This is a genomic window from Alsobacter metallidurans, from assembly GCF_014636935.1.
Classification (GTDB): domain Bacteria; phylum Pseudomonadota; class Alphaproteobacteria; order Rhizobiales; family Beijerinckiaceae; genus Alsobacter; species Alsobacter metallidurans.
The window spans coordinates 1736625-1759579 of record NZ_BMES01000002.1; the positions used below are offsets into that span (position 1 = coordinate 1736625).

The 22955-nt window shown below is 69.5% G+C and carries 14 protein-coding genes; 9 read left to right on the forward strand and 5 right to left on the reverse strand.

Translation table 11 applies throughout. The annotated features are described in order from the left end of the window. Nucleotides 1-65 precede the first annotated feature (65 nt). The 4 genes from IEV99_RS18520 to IEV99_RS18535 all read right to left on the reverse strand — a co-directional run bounded on the left by IEV99_RS18520 (nucleotide 66) and on the right by IEV99_RS18535 (nucleotide 5957). Nucleotides 66-1253: an alpha/beta hydrolase-fold protein gene (locus IEV99_RS18520; protein ID WP_188519194.1), complete on the reverse strand. Its 1188-nt coding sequence runs from the start codon at nucleotides 1251-1253 to the stop codon at nucleotides 66-68. Between the two features lie 163 nt (nucleotides 1254-1416). Further along, a complete protein-coding gene (treF, locus tag IEV99_RS18525; RefSeq protein WP_188519195.1) occupies nucleotides 1417-3030 on the reverse strand; it encodes an alpha,alpha-trehalase TreF in 1614 nt (537 codons plus the stop codon). Nucleotides 3031-3456: 426 nt separating this feature from the next. Continuing rightward, nucleotides 3457-4329 (reverse strand): PCC domain-containing protein, encoded by an 873-nt coding sequence (locus tag IEV99_RS18530; protein WP_188519196.1) that lies wholly within the window; start codon nucleotides 4327-4329, stop codon nucleotides 3457-3459. Next, a complete protein-coding gene (locus tag IEV99_RS18535) occupies nucleotides 4326-5957 on the reverse strand; it encodes an acyl-CoA synthetase (RefSeq protein WP_188519197.1) in 1632 nt (543 codons plus the stop codon). The genes IEV99_RS18530 and IEV99_RS18535 overlap by 4 nt, the downstream gene beginning before the upstream one ends. 187 nt (nucleotides 5958-6144) lie before the next feature. Between IEV99_RS18535 and IEV99_RS18540 the strand changes: the two genes are divergently transcribed. From IEV99_RS18540 to IEV99_RS18560, 5 genes are all read left to right on the forward strand, one after another. Beyond that, nucleotides 6145-7161, forward strand: a complete 1017-nt coding sequence (locus IEV99_RS18540; protein ID WP_188519198.1) for a TRAP transporter substrate-binding protein — start codon at nucleotides 6145-6147, stop codon at nucleotides 7159-7161. A gap of 278 nt (nucleotides 7162-7439) precedes the next feature. Continuing rightward, nucleotides 7440-9257 (forward strand): TRAP transporter large permease, encoded by a 1818-nt coding sequence (locus IEV99_RS18545; protein WP_244643982.1) that lies wholly within the window; start codon nucleotides 7440-7442, stop codon nucleotides 9255-9257. Nucleotides 9258-9583: 326 nt separating this feature from the next. Then, nucleotides 9584-11476 (forward strand): autotransporter assembly complex protein TamA, encoded by a 1893-nt coding sequence (locus IEV99_RS18550; protein WP_244643923.1) that lies wholly within the window; start codon nucleotides 9584-9586, stop codon nucleotides 11474-11476. Beyond that, nucleotides 11476-15777, forward strand: coding sequence for a translocation/assembly module TamB domain-containing protein (locus tag IEV99_RS18555; RefSeq protein ID WP_188519200.1), 4302 nt, complete (start codon nucleotides 11476-11478; stop codon nucleotides 15775-15777). The genes IEV99_RS18550 and IEV99_RS18555 overlap by 1 nt, the downstream gene beginning before the upstream one ends. A gap of 200 nt (nucleotides 15778-15977) precedes the next feature. Continuing rightward, on the forward strand, nucleotides 15978-17423 hold the full coding sequence (locus tag IEV99_RS18560) for an NAD-dependent succinate-semialdehyde dehydrogenase (RefSeq protein WP_188519201.1): 1446 nt from the start codon (nucleotides 15978-15980) through the stop codon (nucleotides 17421-17423). Nucleotides 17424-17426: 3 nt separating this feature from the next. Here the strand turns inward: IEV99_RS18560 and IEV99_RS23880 are convergent, their stop codons facing one another. Continuing rightward, on the reverse strand, nucleotides 17427-17555 hold the full coding sequence (locus tag IEV99_RS23880; protein ID WP_280514678.1) for a hypothetical protein: 129 nt from the start codon (nucleotides 17553-17555) through the stop codon (nucleotides 17427-17429). 59 nt (nucleotides 17556-17614) lie between these two features. Between IEV99_RS23880 and IEV99_RS18565 the strand changes: the two genes are divergently transcribed. The 4 genes from IEV99_RS18565 to IEV99_RS18580 all read left to right on the forward strand — a co-directional run bounded on the left by IEV99_RS18565 (nucleotide 17615) and on the right by IEV99_RS18580 (nucleotide 22886). Then, a complete protein-coding gene (locus tag IEV99_RS18565; protein ID WP_188519202.1) occupies nucleotides 17615-19162 on the forward strand; it encodes an acetolactate synthase large subunit in 1548 nt (515 codons plus the stop codon). A gap of 154 nt (nucleotides 19163-19316) precedes the next feature. After that, nucleotides 19317-19916, forward strand: coding sequence for a hypothetical protein (locus IEV99_RS18570; RefSeq protein WP_188519203.1), 600 nt, complete (start codon nucleotides 19317-19319; stop codon nucleotides 19914-19916). Between the two features lie 120 nt (nucleotides 19917-20036). Continuing rightward, the gene (locus tag IEV99_RS18575) at nucleotides 20037-21014 is read left to right on the forward strand and encodes a DUF2865 domain-containing protein (protein WP_188519204.1); all 978 of its coding nucleotides are present in this window, start codon (nucleotides 20037-20039) and stop codon (nucleotides 21012-21014) included. 117 nt (nucleotides 21015-21131) lie between these two features. Beyond that, nucleotides 21132-22886, forward strand: a complete 1755-nt coding sequence (locus IEV99_RS18580) for a DUF2865 domain-containing protein (RefSeq protein ID WP_188519205.1) — start codon at nucleotides 21132-21134, stop codon at nucleotides 22884-22886. Nucleotides 22887-22955 lie beyond the last annotated feature (69 nt).

Below are 22955 nucleotides of genomic sequence, written 5' to 3' on the forward strand. Positions count from 1 at the left end.
CGGCTCCCCTCCCGCACGGGGATTGTTAGCACCCCGTTGCGGCGAGGCGAAGCAGCCGCCGGACGCTACTGGAAGGCTTTCTGCGCGAAGTCGCGCAGGCTGGCCCGCCAGACCCACCAGTCGTGGTTGCCGGGCCGCGGCTGTGTGGTGAAGTCGATGCTGTTGGTCTTCAGCATGGACCAGATCGCCTTGCTGTCCTCGAAGCCGGCGTCCTCCGTGCCAACCGACCAGTACAGCGTCTTGGCCCCCGCCACGGACTCGCGCAGCGCCCTCCACTGGTCGGCCGTCATGCTCTCCAGCTCCTTGCGGAACAGCGACACGCGCGTCCGCGAATAGCTGAACACCCCCACATTGCCGAAGCCGCCCGGGAGCGCCCGCACGATGTCGACGATCTGGCCGGCCCCGCGCGACAACCCCGCGATGGCGCGATCCTTGGGCTCCTTCGACACCGCGTAGTTGGCCTCCACGAACGGCATGACGCCCCCGATCACCTCGGCGGTGGTCAGCTCGGGCAGCGCGCCGGACGGAACCTTGAAGTCGTCCAGGTAGCCGTCAGGCATCACGATGATCATCCGCTTGGCTTTGCCCTCGGCGATCAGCTTGTCGAGGATGAAGCCCGCGCGGCCGAGCTTGGGCCATTGGTCTTCCGACTGGGTCCCGCCATGCAGGAGATACAGCGTCGGCAGGGTCTCGGCCGCCGGGTTGTAGCGGGGCGGCGTGTAGACGCGCATACGCCGCTCGAACGCGACGCCAGGCGCCCGGTAGAACACCTCGCCGATCACCCCATGCGGGATGTCCTTGTCGTTGCGGGCGAACTCCTCCCCGCCCCCGATCTCGACCATGTTCTCGTAGCGATTGCGACCGCCCACCACCGAGAGGTTGTTGGGGTCGAGCATGCCGAGGCCGTCGACCTCCACGGCGTAGCTCTCGTAGCCTTGCTTGAGCTTGGGGGACGTGTAGGTCCAGACCCCGTCCTCGCTCTTTTTTGCCGGTCCGGGCTTTGCCTCCAGCCCGCTGACCACGACCTTCTTGGCTTCAGGGGCCCAGATCTTCACCGTTACCTGCCCGTCGGGGCTCACCGTGGGGGACACCACCTCCGGCTTGGGATTGGCGCGCTTGGCCCGGCAGGTGCTGTCGCAATAGTCGGCTGGAACGCCGCCAACGGGCGGAACGGCCTGCTGCGCGAAGGCGAGTGGACTGGCCCACAAGAACGCCAGCGCGGCCGGCGCGAGACGGATTCCGCGTGTGCTCACTTCGACTCTCCTCTGGTTCCGCTCCCGGGAGGCGCAGTGCTCGTTATGATTGAACGCGATCGGAGGTTGCGCCGCCTCCAACCAGAAGGCTGGGCCCGCCAATCCGGATTGGCAACAATCGACACCCTTGGCGACCGGCAATGTAGCTCGCCGGGGCTCGCCCCTACCCTCCCGTGCGGGCCAGGTTGGCGGCCGGAAGCGGTACGACGCCGAGTTCAGGATAGCGCGCCATCAACTCGCGGGTGACGCCGTTGGTCCAGCCGAAGCCGTCCTGGTTGGGGTACTCGCCGCCGCCGGCCGCGAGGTCCTCGCTGACGACGTCGTATTTCTCCATCAGCTTGCCGGTGGCCGCATAGACATGGCCGACCTTGGCGATCCAGCGCCGCGCGATCTCGTTCGCCAGGGCGTACTCGTCATACTGCGTCAGACCCGCTACCGCGATCCACTGCAGGGGCGCCCAGCCATTCGGTTCGTCCCACTGCTCGCCGGAGCGAACGCGGGTCGTCACCAAACCGCCGGGGGCCAGCAGCTCGCGCCGCACCGCCGCCGCGACCGCCCGGGCCCGCCCGCCCGTCGTGAAGCCCAGAAACAGCGGAAACAGGGTCGCGGCGCTGAGCACGCCGGTGTGGCGGCCTTCCTCCCAGAGCAGGTCGCCAAACGCGCCCTGCCGAGGGTCCCAGAAATGCGCGTGGATGGCGTCGCGGCGGCGCCGGGCGGCGTCCTTCACGGCGTCGGCGGCCTGCGTCTCGCCGGCCCATCCGTAGGCTTCGCCCAGCGTGGTTTCGAGCTGCAGCAGGAGGCAGTTCAGGTCGATGGGGGCGATGCTGGTGGTGCGGATCGTCTCCAGGCCGCCGCCCGGCTTCAGCCAGCGGCTGGAGAAGTCCCAGCCGCTCTCGGCCGCGGCGCGCAGGTCGCGCCAGACCTGCGTGGGCTCGCGGCCGGGCGCGGCCTCTGCGGTCTCCATGTCCTCGCGCCAGCTCTCGTCGCGCGGCGTGGCGCGGTCGTCCCAGTAGCGGTTCAGGATCGCGCCGTCGGCGAGACGCACGGCGCGCCGGTGCGCATGCCCGGGCGCGAGATCCTCGGCCCCCGCCATCCAGAATGCGTATTCGGCCTCCAGCGCCGGCAGATAGGCGCGATAGGTTTCGGCGTGATCGCGCAGGCCCGCGATCAGCGCCACCATCAGGGCGAAGAACGGCGGCTGCGAGCGGGTGAGATAGTAGCTGCGATTGCCGTTGGGCACGTGGCCGTAGGTCTCGATCAGGTGGGCGAAGTTCTCCACCATGGCGGCGGCGAGGTCCTCTCTGCCGCTGCGGACGAGGCCCAGCATCGTGAAATAGCTGTCCCAATAGTAGATCTCGCCGAAGCGGCCGCCCGGCACCACGTAGGGCTTGGCCAGCGCGAGCAGCGATGAGCCGGGCGCGGGCGCCTCGGCATGGCGCTCCAGCAGCGGCCAGAGCGCGTCGATATGGGCGGGCACGTCGCGGCCAGCCACGGTCATGAAGCCGGTCTCGGAGGCGGGCGGCAGCATGAAATGGGCCGCCACGAAGCCGGCGAGATCGAAGCCGGCGTCGCCGCGCTCGGCCTCCCAGGCGGCCAGGATGGCGGCCGGGTCCACGCGCGGCGTGCAATCCGCAAAGGTCTTGCTGTCGGGGAACAGGCGCGCTGACTGCACCGCCTCAAACAAGGCGCGGAACAGGCGCGACGGCGGCAGCGCCTCCTCGCCCGGGAAACGAAGCGACGCCTGCGAGCGCCGGACGGAGAGAGCTTCAAACGCCATGTCGGACCGGGGGAGCCGAAAAGGAGGGAGGCTAATAAACGGGCGCCGACTCACGCCAGCGATCGTTTTGTGATCATCAGTCCGAGCAGTCTGCAGTTCTTCTTGGTAAGATTCCCTATCGGGCTCAACCGAAAGAGTATTTGTGCGCCGCACAACTGATCGAATTGCGGAGGGCGTGTCAGGAAAAGCACGAACGTGAGCTACACTTTACATATCCAGAGAATCTGCGCCTAATTACAAGGCAAGCGAATCCAACCGGCCGGCCTGATCACCCGCGCCCGGTGAAGGACATGGAGCCGGACCGCGCGCCTATAAACGACAGGGCTCAACAACAACAATCGCCCTGCTGGACCGACTTTGGGGGTCTCGCCTGAACAATCGCCCGGCTCAGCCGGGCGTTTTGCTTTGGGGGTTGGCGGCCAAAGCTCAGCCCTCTTCCAGCGCGACCTCGAAGGTGATGCAGACCGGCGCCTCGCCGGGCACGAGTCGCCCCGTGTGGATCTCGCCCTGCGTATCCACCAGCACGATGTCGACCTCAGCCTCCAGCGCGCCCGAGGGGCCTCGCCGCACGACGCCGCGCTCCACGAAGATCTCGGTGGCGATGTCTCCGACCCGATGCCCACTGGTGTAGAGCGGCTGGATCAGGCTTCCGACGCTGCCACGCACGCGGGCGGCCGCAAAACCGTGCCGCTGCGCCAGCGCGACCAGCGCGCCGCAGAAGTCGATATTGGGTCGCATACGGGCGAGCGCCAGCCGCGGGCCGGAGCCGGGCGGGCCAGGGTCGGCCAGTTCAACCGGCCCGAAGATCTTGAACACCGTCTCGGCGTCCTCGCGGGCGTCGATCCCATGCTCGGCGAGCCCCCACGCGGTGGCGGCGATCGGCTCGGCCACCATGGCGTCGTGCGGCATCATGTGGCCGCCGGTGCGCCGGCCGTCGGCCTCCGCCCAGACGCCGTGCACGTGAACGAACGGCGCCCCATCGCGCGTGCCGAAGGTGACGTTCGCGCGTTCCAGCCGCGTGACGCCCGGGGGCGAGAACGGCGCGCTGTACCAGGCCGCGTGGACGCCGTCCGTGGAGAGCGCCGGCCGCACATAGGTGAAGGGCGCCAGCGCGCCGCCGGCGAGCTCCAGCGTCCCGCCCCGGATGCCCGCCCCCGCCATCAGCCGGGCGATCGCCTCGTTGATCGAGAGCCCCGGCTCCAGCACGCCCGAAACCGAGATCCCACGCCCCGCGAGGCTGTCGATGCGCTGCGCCGGCGCGGGGCCGGGATGCGCCAGCGCCTTGATGACGCCGCTCACTGCGCGCCGCCAGCAGGGGCCAGCAGGCCGCGCGCCTCGAGTTCCTCGCGCACCATCTTCTTGGTGATCTTGCCGTAGCCGGACTTCGGCAGCTCCTCCCAGAAGAACACCCGCCGGGGCAGCTTGTAACGCGCCATCTTGTCTCCCATCCAGGCGACCAGATCGCCCTCCGCCACGCTCGCGCCCGGCTTCAGCACGCAGACCGCCACGCCGATCTCGCCCCAGGTCGGGTCCGGCACGCCCAGCACCGCCACCTCGGCGATGGCCGGGTGGGTGAGGATCTTCTCCTCCACCTCGCGCGGATAAATGTTGGAGCCGCCCGAGATGTACATGTCCGAGGCCCGGCCGGTGATGTAGACGAAGCCCTCGGCGTCCATGATCCCAAGGTCGCCGGTGCGGAACCAGCCGTTGCGGAACGCCTTGGCGTTGGCCTCCGGATTGTCATAATAGCCCGCGAACACGGCCGGCCCGCAGACGCAGATCTCGCCGGTCTGCCCGTACGCGACCTCCGCGCCCGAATCGTCCTGGATCTGCACCTGCATGCCGGTGCGCTCGAACCCGCAGGTGCCGAGCTTCAGGTTGGGCCCGTCCTCGGCCTCGTGCAGCGCCGCCGGCAGAACCGTGATGTTCCCGGTCACCTCGCCCAGCCCGAAATACTGCACGATCACGGGGCCGAGCTTGCGCAACGCGACCTTCTGGTCCTCGCGATACATTGGCGCGCCCGCATAGATGACGTGGCGCAGGGTGGAGTGGTCATGCCGGTCCACGCCCGGATGCTCCACCAGCATCTTCAGGATGGTCGGCACCGTGAACATGTTTGCGACCCGGTGCTCGGCGATCAGCCGCCACGCCTCTTCGGCGTCGAAGCGGTCGCCCGGCAACAGCACGGTCTTCACCGCCCGGGCGGTCTGCACCAACTGGTGTACGCCCGCACCGTGCGAGAGCGGCGCCACGACCAGCGCGGCGTCCTGCTCGGAGGCGCCCGGCGTGAGATCGGCGAGGTGGTTGGTGATCACGAAGGCCATCTGGCCATGTGTCAGCACGGCCGCCTTGGGCCGGCCGGTGGTGCCCGACGTGAAAAAGAACCAGCACGGATCGTCGTACTCCACATCCGCGAGCGGCGCTGCGGCGCCATCGTGCTGCGCCATCATGGCGCCCACCGAGATCGCCGCGAAAGGGGCCTCGCCGAAGCTCGCCAGCAGCTCCAGCGCCGGGCATGCAGCCTGCACGGCCGCCGCATGGGCGGGGAACTCGGCGTGGCACAGAAACGCCTTCGCGCCCGAGGCCGACGCCAGGTAGGCGACCTCGTCGGGGATCAACCGGAAATTGGTGGGCACCCACACGGCCCCGAGCCGCAGCGTCGCGAACAGCGAGATCCACATCTCCTCGCCGTTCTTGGAGTGCACCAGCACGCGGTCGCCCTTGCTCACGCCGCGTTCCGCCAGCGCGGCCGCCAACGCCTTGGCCCGGGCGCTCATCTGCGACCACGTCCAGGAGCGCTCGCCCCACACGAAGCCGACGCGGTCGGGAAAGCGTCGGGCGGCCTGGTCGAGCAGGTGCGCCAGGTTCATGACCCGGTTGGACACCCGCGCGATTCCGCCCCGGATCGCCTGGTTTTCCCCTGACATGCCGCTCCCCCCGTTGAACTCACATTGACCGGACGTGCTTTCGGCTTAGATTGAGCCGCCCTTTGACGGGTCCGAATGGATCATCGAAAGGCCGCAAAAAGCAACACGGGGTGGGAGGCGCCGCCTCTGCGGGAAACGCAAAGCGTTGCCGCGGACGCCATCTCACCGGCTCGGGAGAGACCTCAAGATGGCACGTTTGACCCGCCGCGACCTGCTCGCAACCACTGGCGCCGCCTTCGCGGCCGGCACGTTCGGCATCATCGGGCGCGCCGCCGCGGCCGACTTCACCTACAAGTTCGCGAACAATCTTCCGGTCACGCACCCGCTCAACGTTCGCGCCCAGGAAGCCGCCGACAAGATCAAGGCCGGCACCGGCGGCCGCGTCGAAATCCAGATCTTCCCGAACAACCAGCTCGGCTCCGACACCGATATGCTGAGCCAGGTGCGCTCCGGCGGCGTCGAGTTCTTCACGCTCTCGGGCCTGATCCTGTCGACGCTGGTGCCGGCCGCCTCCATCAACGGCATCGGCTTCGCCTTCCCGGACTATGACACCGTCTGGAAGGCCATGGACGGCGACCTCGGCAACTATGTTCGCGGCCAGATCGGCAAGTCCGGCCTCGTCGTCATGGACAAGGTCTGGGACAACGGCTTCCGCCAGACGACTTCGTCCAACAAGCCGATCACGACGCCGGACGACCTCAAGAACTTCAAGATCCGCGTGCCCGTGAGCCCGCTCTGGACCTCGATGTACAAGGCCTTCGACTCGGCCCCGACCTCCATCAATTTCAGCGAGGTCTACTCGGCGCTGCAGACCAAGGTGGTGGACGGCCAGGAGAACCCGCTGGCGATCATCTCCACCGCCAAGCTCTACGAGGTGCAGAAGTTCTGCTCGCTCACCAACCACATGTGGGACGGCTTCCACATGCTGGCCAATCGCCGCGCCTGGGAGAAGCTGCCCGAGGCCGACCGCGCCGTGGTGGCTCGCGAGCTGAACGCGGCCGCCGTGCTGGAGCGCGTCGACGTCGCCAAGCTCAACGCCGGCCTCAAGGGCGACCTGGAGAGCAAAGGCCTCGCTTTCAACCAGCCGGATCCCGCCGCCTTCCGCGATAAGCTGCGCTCCGCCGGCTTCTATTCCGAATGGAAGGGCAAGTACGGCGACGAAGCCTGGGCTCTGCTGGAGAAGTCTGTCGGCAAGCTGTCGTAGGCGATCGCCAATTCAACGATACCCCTCATCCTGAGGAGCCCTGCAAAGCAGGGCGTCTCGAAGGACGAGGGGCTCCAGAAGGCTCGGCAGACTCACGAACTGGACTCCCTCGTCCTTCGAGACGCAGGCCCAAAGAGGGCCTGCTCCTCAGGATGAGGGGTTTAGCGGCGATTCAGCTGGGCCTTTCACGAACGGCGCACAAACGGCTTTCGGACACCATGGCGGGCATCCAGACACTCGACGCGGACACGGCTTCGCCCGCCACGGGCGCACGCGGCATGGCGACGCGGATCGAGGCCGCCATCTGCCGCGCGGTCGAGATTCCGGCCGCCATCCTGGTCGCCGCCGAAGTGATGGTGCTCTTTGCCGGCATCGTGGCGCGCTACGTGCTGCACAAGCCGCTAGTGTGGTCGGACGAGCTCGCCTCCATCCTGTTCCTGTGGCTCGCGATGCTCGGCGCCGTGGTGGCGTTCGGGCGCGGCGAGCACATGCGGATGACCGCGCTGGTCGGCAAGGTCGGCCCGCGCGCCCGGGCGTTTCTGGATGCGGTGGCGCTGGCGGCCGCGCTCGCGTTTCTGCTGCTGATCGTCTACCCGGCCTATGACTACGCCTATGAGGAAACCTACATCACCACCCCGGCGCTGGAGATCCAGAACGCCTGGCGGGCCGCGGCTCTGTGCGTCGGCGTGGTGCTCATGATCGCGCTGGCGCTGCTGCGCCTCGCCCGGGTAGCCGATCTCGCCACCACGGTCGGGGCGCTGGGCGGCGTGCTCGCCATCAGCGTCGCCATCTGGCTGCTCGGGCCCGCGCTGAAGCCGCTCGGCAACGTCAATCTGCTGATCTTCTTTGTCGGCATCGTAGCCGCCACGGTGTTGTCGGGCGTGCCGATAGCCTTCGCGTTCGGGCTGGCGAGCTTCGGCTACCTCGCCACCACCACGAGCGTGCCCATGCTGGTGGTGATCGGCCGCATGGATGAGGGCATGTCGCACCTCATCCTCCTCTCGGTGCCGCTGTTCGTGTTTCTCGGCCTGCTGATCGAGATGACCGGCATGGCCCGCGCCATGGTGCAGTTCCTGGCCAGCCTGCTCGGCCACGTGCGCGGCGGCCTCTCCTATGTGCTGGTCGGCGCCATGTACCTCGTGTCGGGTATCTCGGGCGCCAAGGCGGCCGACATGGCGGCGGTCGCGCCCGTCCTGTTTCCCGAGATGAAGGCGCGCGGCGCGAAGCCGGGCGACCTCGTGGCGCTGCTCTCGGCGACGGGCGCGCAGACCGAAACCATCCCGCCCAGCCTCGTGCTGATCACCATCGGCTCGGTGACCGGCGTCTCCATCGCGGCGCTGTTCACCGGCGGCCTCCTGCCCGGCGTGGTGCTCGCCATCACGCTCTGCCTCGTGGTGCGCCACCGCTACCGCAACGAGGATCTCTCGCACGTGCGCCGCGCCACCGGCGCGGAGATCGCCCGAACCTTCGCGATCGCGCTGCCCGCGCTGGCGTTGCCGTTCATCATCCGGGCCGCCGTGGTGGAGGGCGTCGCCACCGCCACCGAGGTGTCGACCATTGGCATCGTCTACTCGGTTGCGGCCGGGCTGCTGATCTACCGCCAGTTCAACTGGCGCCGCGTGGTCCCCATGCTGGTGGAGACGGCGGCGCTCTCAGGCGCGATCCTGTTCATCATCGGCGCCGCCACCGCGATGGCGTGGGCGCTCACCCAGTCGGGCTTCTCGCGCGACCTCGCCGCCATCATGGCCAAGCTGCCCGGTGGCGGCGGGAGCTTCCTGGCCGTGTCGATCGTGGCCTTCATCATCCTCGGCAGCGTGCTGGAGGGCATCCCCGCCATCGTGCTGTTCGGTCCGCTGCTGTTCCCCATCGCCCGCCAGCTCGGCGTGCACGAGGTGCACTACGCCATGGTGGTGATCCTCTCGATGGGCATCGGCCTCTTCGCCCCGCCCTTCGGCGTCGGCTACTATGCCGCCTGTGCGATCGGCCGCGTCAGCCCGGATGAAGGCATGCGGCCGATCTGGGGCTACCTGCTGGCGCTTGTCGTGGGTCTCATCGTGGTCGCCGCGGTGCCGTGGATCTCCATCGGGTTCCTTTGAGACTACCTCCCGTCATTGCGAGCGACCGCGAAGCAATCCAGCCTAACGCCCGCCCTTTAGGCTGGATCGCTTCGCCTCCGGCTCGTAATGACGGCGAGACCCGCGCCACGCGGCGGCTTGACGCAGTCAGCGCACCGTCGGGCGTGCGGTTCCGTCCCGGTGCAATCCGTAGGTATTTCGACTAACCTGCGCCCCACAAACCCGGGAACAATCGTCTCAATCAGGCGTTCGCTCCCGGTGAGGGGAGCGTTCTGTTGGGTTGTAAGTCTGTTGTCGCATTTGCGTGCGTCCTGGCCGGCGTCGTCGCCGCACCGGGCCAATCCGCGTTGGCCCTCGATGTCCTCGGCTTCTTCGGCTTCGGCGAAAAGCCGCCCGAACCCTCGGCCACCGCCTTCCCCTACAAACTGAAGATCGAACGCCAGGGCGCGCCCAGCGAGGTCGAAACCGCCGTCGAAGACGCCTCCGCACTGCAGAAGCTGCGCAATCAGGCTCCGGGCGCGCCGGACCAGCTGGTGCGCATCGCGGAAAGCGACCTCCCCAAGATCGTCGACGCCCTGTGGGGCATCGGCTACTACGACGCCGCCGTCACGATCGAAATCGCGGGCGTGCCGCTGGCCTTGGGGGCGACCCGCACCGACGCCGCCATCAGGGCCATCGAGCCCTATCGCGCCCGCGCCAAGGTGCCGGTTCGCATCGTCGTGAACGCGGGCCCGCAATACAAATTCCGCAACGTCATCGTCCTCAACGACGCCACCGGCCAGCCATTCTCGCATGCTGAACTGCCCGAGCGCGCCATCAAGGCCCAGCCGGGCGAGCCCGCCCGCTCTGCCGAGGTCGTGGCCGCCGAGGCCGGCATCGTCGACAACTTTCGGGAAAAGGGCCATCCCTTCGCCAAGGTCACGTCCCGCTCGCCCGTCGTAATCCACCCCGAGCGCGCGATGGACATCACGCTCCGGGTCAGCGCCGGACCGGTCGCGCAACTCGGCGCCATCACGGTGTCGGGCGCGCCGGGCGTGGATCCCGCCGTCGTGCGCTCCTTCATCTACGCCGAGCCGGGCGACCCCTATTCGCCGACCGCGCTGGCGGGCATTCGCAAGTCCGTTGGCCGCATCGAGGCGCTGGGAGGCGTGCGCATTCGCGAAGGCGAGGCGCTGGACCGCAACGGCGGCCTGCCGATCTTCGTAGAGCTTTCCGAGCGCAAGCGTCACGCGCTGGGCGTTTCCGCCTCCTTCTCCACCGTGGACGGCCCCGAGGTTCGCACCTACTGGACCGACCGCAACATGTTCGGCGGCGGCGAGGTGCTGCGCGTCGAGGCGTCGAGCTTCTACACGGGCCGCGCCATCGGCGAGCCGGCCTGGCGGCGCGACGAAAAGCGCCTCCAGCGCTCTGACATCGGCGGCCGCTTCGGCTTCACGTTCCTGAAGCCGGGCCTCTGGGGCACGCGCAACGATTTCCTCGCCTCTGCGCAAGCCGCCCGAGAAAAGGGCTACGCCTACACGGTGCGTCGCGCCGGCGGCGAGATCGACCTGCGCCACCGCTTCTCGGACACCAGCGCCTTCCAGATCGGGCTGCGCGCCGAGCGAGGCCAGAGCAGCGATGCGCTGGGCCAGATCGACTACACGCTAGTCGGCGTCCCGGTGTCCTACACCTACGACTCCACCGACAAGCCGCTCGACCCCAGCCGTGGCGTCCGCTTCGCGGCCTCGGTGACGCCCTACCCATCCTTTCTCGGCTCCACGGTCGGGATGACGATCGCCAAGGCCAACGCCTCGGCCTATTACGCGCTGGACGAGGACGCCCGCTACATCCTGGCCGCCCGCGTCGGCCTCGGCTCCATCCTGGGCGGCGAGCTCGAGGACATCCCGTCTAACTACCGCTTCTACGCCGGCGGCGGCGGCTCGGTGCGCGGCTATCGCTACCAGAGCCTGAGCCCGCGCATCGGCCGCATCCCGATCGGCGGCCAAAGCCTGGTGGACGGATCGATCGAGGCGCGCATCAAGGTCACGGACACCATCGGGGTGGTGCCATTCGTGGACGCCGGACAGGCCTATGCCGAGCGTTACCCGCGCTTCAACGAGCCGATCCGCGTCGCGGCTGGCGTGGGCCTTCGCTATTATACGTCGCTCGGGCCCATCCGCCTCGATGTCGCCGCGCCCGTGAACCCGCGCAAGGGCGACAAGCCCGTGTCCGTCTACATCAGCATCGGGCAGTCCTTCTGATGGCCAAAACGCTGACGACTCTGCGCGCCGGCGCGCTCGCCCTCCTGGCTCTCGGCTCCGTCGGCTACGCCTGGCTCGGAGCCGAGCGCCCCGCCTGGGCGCAGGAAAGCGACCAGGGCTCGCTCGCCAAGCTGTTCTCCTGGGCGCTTTCCACGCCGGAGAACCGGGTCCGCATCGGCGGCGTGGAAGGCGCGCTGTCGTCCGAGGCCGTGATCCGCGACGTGCAGATCTCGGACAAGAACGGCGTCTGGATCACGCTCGACCGCGCGCGCATCGCCTGGAGTCGCACCGCCCTGCTGGCGCGTCGCCTCGACATCAGCGCGCTCGAGATCGACAAGATCACCATTGCGCGCAAGCCGACGCCCGATGAGGCCGACGCCGCCAAGGCGGCCGAAGCGCCGGCGCTGCCGGCTCTGCCTGTGAAACTGATCGTCAAGAATTTCAGCATGAAGGAGCTGGCGCTCGGCGAGCCCGTGCTGGGCCAGGCCGCCCGCATCGCCGTGCAGGGCAACACCGTGCTGGGCAACCCCTCTGAGGGGCTCGACCTCAATCTTCAGGCCACGCGCACGGACGCGCAGGGCCGCTTCGCGGTGCGGCTCAACTACGTGCCGCAAACCGCGCGCCTCGCCGTAAACCTCGACTTCACCGAGCCGCAGGGCGGCCTCGTCGCCAGCGTGGCCAACCTTCCCGGCCAGCCGCCGATCGACCTCAAGGTGCAGGGCGAAGGCCCGCTCGACAACTTCGCCGCCAGCCTGAACTTCGTGTCCGGCCCCGAGCTCGGCGCTCAGGGTCGCGCCACCGTGACCCGCGATGGCGCGAGCCGCCGCGTCGCGCTGGCGCTGGGCGCGCGCATCTCGGCTTTGTTGCCACCTGTGGTCGCGCCCGTCTTCGCCGGCTCCACTGACCTTAACGGTGACGTGCTGGTGGGCGACGACGGCGGGCTCAACGTGCGCAATGTCGAAATCGCGGCCCGCGCCGCCCGCCTCACGGTGGCCGGAACCATCGACGCCCGGCAGCAGATGGACATGCGCCTCGCCATCAGGGCGGTGCCGACCGAAGGCGCGCGCACCCGCGCGGGCGACGCCGAGATCGGCCGCCTTACGCTCGACGCGACCGCGAAGGGCGCGGCCACGTCGCCCAACGTGCAGGCTACGCTGGACGGACGGGAAATCTCGGTTCCCTGGGGCAAGGTCGCGTCCGTCACGGGCGCGCTCGCCATCAACCCGGCCGCCGAGGGCGCGGCGGACACGCGTTCGGCCGTGTCGTTCGACGCACAGGCGCGGGGCGTCGCCCCGGTCGACGCCGGCGAGGCGCGCGCCATCGGCGACCGCCTCGACATCGTGGCGCGCGGAAAGGTGGACGCCAGCTTCAACGCCGACCTCGCCGAAGCCCGCCTGGCCACGCCGACGCTCGAAACCACCTGGACCGGCGTCGTGGGCCGCCGCACCGTCACCGGAACCGCAAACGCGCGCGTGCCCCGGATCGCGGCCTTCTCGGGTCTCGTCGGGCGCGAACTCGGCGGCTCGGCCGAACTGGAGGCCAAGGTCACGGGCGACCCGGGCCGCTACCGCATCGACGCCGCCCTGGACGGCCGGCTCACGGATGCCCGCGTCGGCGTCGAGCAACTCGACCGGGCGCTGGCCGGGCAGGTCTCCATCAAGGGCCTTGCGCGTCGCCTGCCCGGCGGCCTCGGGTTCTCCGACCTTCGCATTGACGGTCCCAACATCCAGACCCGCATCGACGGCGACGCCACCACGGAAGCCGCCAACCTCGTGGCGCGGCTCACGCTGCCGGAGCTGAAGCGCGTCGACGACCGCATCACTGGCCGCGCCGAGGCGCAGGCCAACCTCACCGGCTCGCTGGAGCGGCCGGACGTCACCGCCAACCTCACCGTCACGGACGCGCGCGCGCTCGGCAAGCCGATCCCGCGGCTCGCCGTGGACCTGACCGCCACCAACGTCACGGGCGATCTCGATGCGCGCCTGAAGCTCGACGGAGAGGTGGACCGCAAGCCCGCGCGGGGCGGCTTCCACCTCATCCGACAGGGCGCGAGCAGCCGCCTGGAAGAACTCGACGTCACAATCGGCTCCGTGCGCCTCGCCGGCGGCCTCACGATCGACGAACGCACGCTGCTGGCCGGCAAGGTCGCGCTCACGGCCGGCGACCTCAACGACCTCTCGGCGCTTGCCCTCGTGCCGCTCGCCGGCCGGCTCGACGCGGCCGTGGATCTCTCGGCGCCGGATGGCAGGCAAAACGCCGCCATCACGGCCACGGGCGACCGCATCACGGTGGCGGGCCAGAGCCTGCGGCGCCTCGAAGCACGCCTCACCGCGGCCGACATCTACGCCGCCCCGGTGGTGGACGGGACAGCCGCGGCCGACGACGCCGTGCTGGGCGGGATCCGGTTCAAGACGCTGAAACTCACCAGCCGCGGCACGCAGCAGGCGAGCGCCTTCACACTCGCGGCCGATGGCGACATGGACGTGAACGCCGAGGGCCGCCTCCTGCCCGGCCCGCCCATCCGCGTCGACCTCTCGACCCTGAGCCTCACTCGCAACAAGCAACGGCTGGCGCTGGCCGGCGCGACCTCGATCACGATCGAGAACGGCGACGTGGTGATCCCGGGGCTGACCATCACGGCCGGAACGGGCCGCCTGCGCATCTCCGGCCGCGCTGGCAATCGCCTGGCGCTGACGGCCGACGCCACCAACGTGCCGCTGTCGATCGCCGACCTGGTCTCTCCTGGTCTCGGCCTCGCCGGGACGCTTGAGGCCCACGCCGAACTCGGCGGAACCGCCGCGGCTCCTACCGGCCCTTATCGTCTGAGCGTATCGCGCGCCGCAACGGCCGCGAGCCGCAACGCCGGCGTGCCGCCGATCGACGTCAAGGCCGACGGCCGCCTCGACGGCCAGCGGGCAAGCGTGAACGCCACCGTGTCGGCGGGGCCCGGCGCAAGCGTGCGGGTTGGCGGCTCCGCCCCGCTCAACGCCGCCGGCGCGCTCGACCTCACGATCCGCGGCCCCCTCGACGCCTCGCTGGCCAACGGCCTGCTCGCGGCCGGCGGCCAGCGCGTCACCGGCCGCCTCAATCTCGACCTGCGCGTGCAGGGCCGAACGTCCGCGCCGCAGATCGGCGGAACCGCCTCCCTCACGGGGGGCAGCTTCAACGATCCCATCGCGGGCATCCGCCTTCAGTCCATCGAGGGCCGTTTCGCCGCTCGCGGCGAGGATATCGCCATCGAGCGCTTCACGGCCGCCACCCGCAACGGCGGCACGCTCTCGGCTTCGGGCCGCGTCCGCGTCGATCCGGCGGCCGGTTTCCCGGCTGACATCCGCATCACCGGCTCCCGGGCCGAGCTCGTCTCCAACGACACCGTCTCGGCCACCGCCAACCTCTCGCTCGCCCTGAGCGGAGCGCTGGCGCAGACGCCGCGCATCGCCGGCCGCGTTGACGTGATCTCGATGGACGTATCCATTCCGGAGCGCCTGTCCGGCGTCGCGGAGCCGTTGCCCAATACGAAGCACGTCACGCCCGGCCCGGCCGCCCGCGCCCGCCTCGCTGCGGCCAAGCGAGCTGGGGCCAAGCGCGCCGGCCCGCCCTTCGTGGCGGCCTTCGATCTCACGCTCACGGCCCAGAACCGCATCTTCGTGCGCGGCCGCGGGCTGGAGGCCGAACTCGGCGGCGACCTGCGCCTCACCGGCACCAGCAAGGCCCCGAACGCCATCGGGGCGTTCAACCTGCGCAACGGACGCATCGACCTCGCCGGCCAGCGCATCGACCTCGTGCGCGGCCGCCTCACCTTTGCGGGCGACCTCACGCCGGAGCTCGACTTCCTGGCGCAGACACAGGCTGCCGACATCACCGCCCAGATCGCCATCACGGGCGTCGCCAACGAGCCGACCTTCGCGATCACGTCGACGCCCGGCCTGCCGCAGGACGAGATCCTGTCACGCATCCTGTTCGGCCGCGCCGCCGGCGGCCTCACCGGCGTGCAGGCGTTGCAGCTCGCACAGACCATTGCGCAGCTCTCGGGCGGCGGCGGCCCGGACCTGCTCGGCGGCCTGCGCAAGGCGCTGGGAGCCGATAGCCTCGATGTCAGCGCCGGCTCGGGCGGCGGCCTCGGCGTCGGCGTCAGCCGCTACGTCAACCGCCGCGTCCGCATCGGCGTGCGCGCCGGCGTCAACCCGGCCGACACGGGCGTGGGCGTCGACATCGACGTCACCAAGAACATAAAGCTGCGCGGCCAGGTCGGCGCCAATGGCGGCGCCTCGGCAGGCGCGGCTTACGAGATCGAGTATTGAGCAGCTGAGGTCCACGGCCTGCTTCGCCGTCACTGCTTAGCCTTCGGCTAGCAAAAGCAGCGAGATTTGCGGTTCACGGATTCCGTTGATCAGCGCAATAACCCGCGAAGGTTTGATGCTCGCAGCTCCGTTTTTCGTACACCTCACACGCACGGGCGCTTTAAACTGCCTCCCGACAAGAAATGTCCCGGAGACCTCCCATGGCCAAGCTCCTACCTTTCCAGCGCGAGAAGAACCTGATCGGGGGCGAGTGGATCGACGCTGACTCGGCCGGGACCATCGAGGTCACGAATCCGGCCACCGGCGAGGTCATCGGGACGGTGCCGAACTGCGGCGCGGCTGAAACAAAGCGCGCCATCGAGGCGGCGCAGAAGGCCTTCGAGGGCTGGCGCGCCACCACGGCCGCGGAGCGCGCCGACAAGCTGCGCAAGCTCGCGGCCGCGCTGGAGAAGAACAAGGAGGAGCTTGCCGTGCTCCTCACCACCGAGCAGGGCAAGTCCCTGGCCGAAGCGCGCGGCGAGGTCGGCATCAGCGCCGCCTATGTGCTGTGGTTCGCCGAGGAGGCGCGGCGGGTCTATGGCGACACGATCCCGTCGCCCTGGGCCAACCGGCGCATCCTGGTCACCAAGGAGCCGGTGGGCGTCGTCGCGGCGATCACGCCGTGGAACTTCCCGTCCTCCATGCTGTCACGCAAGCTTGGCGCCGCGCTGGCGGCGGGCTGCACGGTGGTGACCAAGCCGGCGACGCAGACGCCCTATTCGGCGATTGCGTGGGGCTTGCTGGCCGAGGAAGCCGGCATCCCGCCGGGCGTGATCAACATCCTGACCGGCTCGGCGACGCAGATTGGCGGCGAGATGACCGCAAACCCGCTGGTCAAGAAAGTGACGTTCACGGGCTCCACCGAGATCGGCAAGCTGCTGATGAAGCAGGCCTCCGGCACCATGAAGCGCGTCTCGATGGAGCTGGGCGGAAACGCGCCGTTCCTGATCTTCGACGATGCCGATCTCGACGCCGCCGTGGAGGGGGCGATCGGCTCGAAGTACCGCAACTCCGGCCAGACCTGCGTGTGCGCCAACCGCTTCTACGTGCAGGCCGGCGTCTATGACGCCTTTGCGGAGAAATTCGCCGAGGCGGTGCGCGACCTCAAGGTCGGCAACGGCCTGGAGCCCGGCGTCACCCAGGGTCCGCTGATCGACGAGAAGGCTGTCGAGAAAGTGGAGGAGCACATCGCCGACGTGCTCGCCAAGGGCGGCCGCGTGGTGACAGGCGGCAAGCGCCACGCGCTCGGCCACTCGTTCTTCGAGCCCACCATCGTGGCCGACGTGACGCCCGGCATGAAGGTCGCCAAGGAAGAGACATTCGGCCCGCTCGCGCCGCTGTTTCGCTTCGACACCGAGGAGCAGGCCGTCGCGATGGCCAACGACACCGAGTTCGGCCTCGCCGCCTACGCGTACACCCGCGACCTCGGCCGCGCCTTCCGGGTGATGGAGGGGCTGCAATACGGCCAGGTCGGCATCAACGCCGGCGTGATCACCACCGAGGTCGCGCCCTTCGGCGGCGTCAAGGAGTCGGGTCTGGGCCGCGAGGGCTCCAAATACGGGCTCGATGACTACCTGAACGTGAAGTACGGCTGCATCGGGCTGTAAGGCTTACAGCACACAGCCGTCATGGCCGGGCTTGGCCCGGCCATCCACGCCGCCGCCCGGCGCGTGGGTCCCCGGGGCAAGCCCGGGGATGACGGTGGAGAGCGCCAGCCTGACGCCCGCAACGGCTTCCACGGAAGCCCACTCCGGGCCATGGTCGACCCGGACACTGACACCAACCCCACGAGATTCTCATGAACGGCGCCGACAGGCTGTGCGATGTGCTGCTCGCCAACGACATCGACGTGTGCTTCGCCAATCCGGGCACGTCCGAGATGCATTTCGTGGCGGCGCTGGACCGCAAGCCGAAGATGCGCTGCGTGCTGGGCCTCTTCGAAGGCGTGGTGACGGGCGCGGCGGACGGCTATGGCCGCATGGCCGACAAGCCCGCCGCCACGTTGCTGCATCTCGGCCCCGGCCTCGCCAACGGCCTCGCCAACCTCCACAACGCCCGGCGCGCCCGCACGCCGATGCTGAACGTGGTGGGCGACCACGCCACCTACCACCTCCAGCACGACGCGCCGCTCACCAGCGATATCGCAAGCCTCGCCAGGCCCATGTGCCACTGGTACGCGGAGACGAAGACGCCGGAGGACATCGCCTCCACTACCGCGCAAGCCTACGTCGCCGCCATGACGCTGCCGGGCGTGGCGGTCATGACCCTGCCGGGCGACGCCGCATGGGGCGATCTCGCTCCCGCCCCCGTGGAGCGCACGCCACTTCCCGCACTGCCGCATGTGAGCGCCGACGCCATCCGCGACGCCGTCGCGGCTCTGCGCTCGGGCAAGCGCGTCGCCATGCTGATGACCGGCAAGGCCCTGCGCACCGAGGGGTTGACGATCGCGGGCCGCATCGCCGCCAGGACGGGCCTGCGCCTGCTCACCCCGCAAAGCATCAACCGCATCGAGCACGGCATCGGCCGCGTCCCGGTCGACAAGGTGCCCTACCCGGTGGACCAGGGCGTCGAGCACCTCGCCGACATCGACGTGCTGCTGATGCTGGGCACGCAGGTCCCGGTCGCGTTCTTCGCCTATCCGGGCAAGCCCGGCCGCCTGATCCGCGACGACTGCGAGGTGCAGACTCTCGCCAGGCCGGGCGACGATCTCGTCCACGCGCTCCAGTGGATCGCCGACGAGGTCGGCGCCAAGGAGCCGCCGCGCCTCGTCCAGCCGGGCGGCCTCGCGGACGCCCTCCAGCCGGGTGCGCTCACGGCCGACTCGGTCGGCTACGCGGTGGCGAAGCTGCTGCCCGAAGGCGCCATCGTGTGCGACGAGGCGGTGAGCTCCGGCCGCAAGTTCTTCAAGCTCTCGGAAAACTCCGCCCCGCACACCTACCTGCAGCTCACCGGCGGCGCGATCGGCGTCGGCATCCCGATGGCGGCCGGCGCGGCCGTGGCCTGCCCGGACCGCAAGGTCATCGGCCTGCAGGCCGACGGCAGCGGCATGTACACTGTGCAGGGCCTCTGGACCCAGGCGCGCGAGAACCTCGATGTCGTCACGGTGGTGTTCGCCAATCGCTCCTACGCGATCCTGCATGGCGAGATGCGCAATGTCGGCGTCAACCAGTTCGGCCGCAACGCCGCCCGCATGCTGAACCTGGACGAGCCCTTCCTCGATTGGGTCACGATGGCCAGGGGCATGGGCGTGGAAGGCGGCCGGGCCGAAACCATGGAGGACTTCGAAAAGCTCCTCCGCGCCGCGCTGGGGCGCAGGGGACCGTTCCTGATCGAAGCCGTGATCTGAGCGTCGAATCGCCAAAGCTCAATTGGGGCTGGAATCTTCGTCAACACCCCGTACCGCGCTTGTCGGAACGGCTGACGCATAAACCGCGTTGTGTCCATGAAGCTCGGCCACGCAGGCCGCCAGCCTGCCCGGTTGGCCGAGCCAAGGAGGACACATGACCGTCTCGACCTTGAAGCACAGCCTTTCGCTCAAGAGCCTGCTCGTGGCCGGCGTCCTCGTGGGCGGCGCGTTTGCGGGATTCACGGGCTCGGCCTCGGCCGCCCCCATCCCGGTCGCGGCCGCGACGGGCGTCGCCGCCGACAACCTCACCCAGGATGTCGCCTACAAGAAGCGCCATCACGTTTCACGCCACGTCACCCACCGTCGCTATGCCCATCGCCGCTACTATCGCGGCAACGACCGGGCCGGCGCCCGCGCGGCGATCGGCGCTTTCGGGCTGATTGCGGGCGCGATCGCCACCAATGCGGCGCGCGACCGCTATTACGACGACTATGGCTATGGCGGTTACGGCTACGGCGGTTATCCGGCCTATGGCTACGGATACGGCAACGCCTACCCCCGCTACCGCTACGGCGCGGCCTACCCGGCCTATGGCTATCGCCACCACGGCGCTTGGGCGGGACGCCAGGCGTGGAGCGGAGGCGGCCGTCATTGGAACGGCGGCGGGCGCCACTGGAACGGCGGCGCGGCTGCGCGCGGCTACGGCGGCGGTCGAGCTCACTTCGGCGACCACGGCCAGTTCGTGCGCGACTAAACATCTCCGGCCGGCCGCCCTTCAGGGGACGTAAACCCTGTAGGGCGGTCGTGCAGAATCTGGCCTCCACGTCGGCTCTCCTCCGGAACTTCGTCATTCGACGGCCGTTTTTGAGCCATGATGATGGTTCTGCCCCGCCGTAACCTCTGCCGCCGGATTGCTCTGGCGGCTTTCGCCTGCCTCGGGTTGGCCGGCGGCGCATACGCGCAGTCGTGCGAGGCGCTCAAGGCGGAGTACCGCACTTTGGGCGGCGGCTCGGGCGTTGCACGGCAGGAATACGGCCAGCTCGTCGGCGTCTACCAGCAGCTGAATTGCGGCGGAGGCGGGTTCCTGTTCTTTGGCCCGCCGGCGGCTTGCCGGGGCATCGGCGCGCGCCTGCGCTCGCTGCAGGGTGTGATGGCGTCGGGAGGCGGCGAGGACGTGCGCGTCCGCAAGGCGCAGCTGCGGGCCGAGATCGCCCAGGCCTGCGGCGATGGCGAGCATGCGTCGGCCGCCCGCGGTTTTTCCCCGCGCGGCGGAAAGCGCCTCGTCTGCGTCCGGGCGTGTGACGGCTTCTATTTCCCGCTCGCCAATCGACCCGAGGACGGCGACAGCGAGAGCCTGTGCCAGGCGCTGTGCCCGGGCTCCGAAACCACCGTGTTCCGCATGCCCGAGGGCGGCGCCATCCAGGAGGCCGTGTCGAGCCGCGGTCAGGCCTATATGGACCTGCCCAACGCGTTGAAGTACCGGACCTCCGTCGACAAGAGTTGCGCCTGCAAGGGCGAAGGACAGAGCTGGACGGAAGCGCTGGCGCGCGCCGAAACCATGATCGCCCGGCGCGGCTCCGACATTGTGGTTGACGCCAAAATTGCGGCGAAGCTCTCGCAAGCCGTCAACGCCAAGGCGGTTGCGGCCAATCGCAAACCGGTGCGCGAAGAGCCGATCGAGAACGACATCGTGGTCCGTCCGGCCTCGACGGCGGCGGCGACGCCCGCATCCACCACGAACGAGGCGGCCGCCGCGCCGCTCGTGTCACGCGTTCGCGTCATCGGTCTCACGCCGGCGGCCGCGCAGGCTGGAGCTGCAGAGATTCAGACCGGCGCTGTCACGAGCCCGTAACGTCATGTCGCGTTAGAAGTACTTGGTTAACCACGAATGCATCTATATAAATTTTGATATTTGATAACCATATTGGTTAGCCATGCCGGAAGTTGGACGTGGCAGCTTTTCGTCACGATGACGAAAACCTTTCCGGCCGTAACGGTGTTGCTCGGCTTGATCGTCGCCTCCTCGGCGCTGGCCCAAGGTTGCGAGGACCAGCGACGCTGGCCGTGGAGCGACCGCAAGGCGATCACGGCGGCGCTGCGCAGTGAATACATGCAGCTGCATGCGTCCTACGAGGCCATGAGCTGTACGGGCCGACCCAGCGTGCTGACCGGGGCCGAGCGCTATTGCGGGACGGTGGCCGACCGCCTCGTCGCCATCCATCACGAACTCGAGCGCAACCACTGGCTCGGCAAGCGCGTGACCGCCTGCGGCCCGGAGGGAACGCGCCCGCCCTTGGCTCTCGAGCCTGTCGACGAGGAGATCCCGGCCGCATCCGACGCGCCCGCAAAGGCGAGCGGCTCCCGTGTGGCCAAGTCATACAATACCGCCACGCAGGCGAAAGCCGTCGCCCCACAGCCGGACAAGGCGCCGGTTGAGGTCGCCGCGCCAGCCGCCAGGCCGTCCGACGCCCGGGACAGCCGGCGCGCGTCCGTGAAAACGGCATCGGCGTCGCAGGAAGCCGGACCGATCTCTGCGGAAGCGCCCGCCCCCACCGGCGCGTTGAATTCGCAAGCCGCTCCGGCCGTGCAGCCGAAACGACGCCCGGCCCCCAAGACGCGCAATGCCGACGTTGCCTCGCAACCCGGACCCGCGCAGGTGCAGGCCGCGGCGTCTCAGCAGCAGTTTCAGGCCGGAGATCACGAAACACCCGAGCTCACGGCGCCTGCGCCGCCGAAGCTTCTGCGGGCGAAGCGTCCGCTCGCGCCTGCGAAAGCTTCCGCTCCGGACGCCGCCCCGGCCGAACCGCCCGTCACGTCCACGTCAACGACCCTCCCGGTTCTGCCGCAGTCGACGCCCCGCCTGTCCACCGCGCGTCCGCTGCTCGCCGCGCGAGCCGACCACCCGGCGCCGTCCACACCCACGAAGGCCTCCGCGCCGCCCACGAGTTTCGTCCCGCCGGCGCGGCCGCGCGAAGCCGTCGCTGCGGCGGCCAGCCCCGAGGCCACACTGGCCCTGGTTTCGCAGTTTGCCGCCGAGCCGGAAAGCGCCGCCGCCATCGGGGCCGGCTACTACGCAACCGTGTCAAACGCGGGCCTTTACACGGCGGCCGAGCCGCCGATCGAGCCGGCCGGTTCGCCCGCCCGCAAGCGCTTCATGGCGAAGGGCGGCCGCTTCGCCTGTGTGCGCTCCTGCGATGGCTTCTATTTCCCGCTGAACCAGTCCGTGCGTGGCGGCGACGCGCAGGACATGTGCACGTCGCTCTGCCCCGGAGCCCGCACGGAGGTCTACAGGGTGCCGCAAGGCGGCCGCATGGCCGACGCGGTGTCCGTGAAGGGCCAGCGCTACGCGGACCTGCGCTCCGCCTTCCTGTATCGCCGCAAGGTGAATGCGGGCTGCGGCTGCAAGGTGCAGGGCCAGTCGTGGGAGGCGTTGCTGCGGCCGGCCGAGCGCGTGCTGGCCTCCCCGCACCGCGACCCGATCCTCGATGAAGCAACGGCCGACCGGCTGTCGCGCGCGCAACTCCGGGCGAAGCTGCGGGCCGAAGCCGCTCAGGAAGCCGCGTCACGCGAGCCGGCCGCCCAGCAGGCCGCCGGGGGCGCTCCCCCGATCGCCCCTCAGCGCCAGCCAAACCGTCCGACGCCGGCCGCGCAGCGGCTGGAGGAACCCCGGCAGGAACATGAGCCGGCCGAGACGGGCTCCATCCGATCGCATCGCCGGCGCTGACGAGAGCTTCCTCAACGAGAAAGGCCGCCCCTCGCGGGACGGCCTTTCCATTGTCGAGACCGCGGTCCT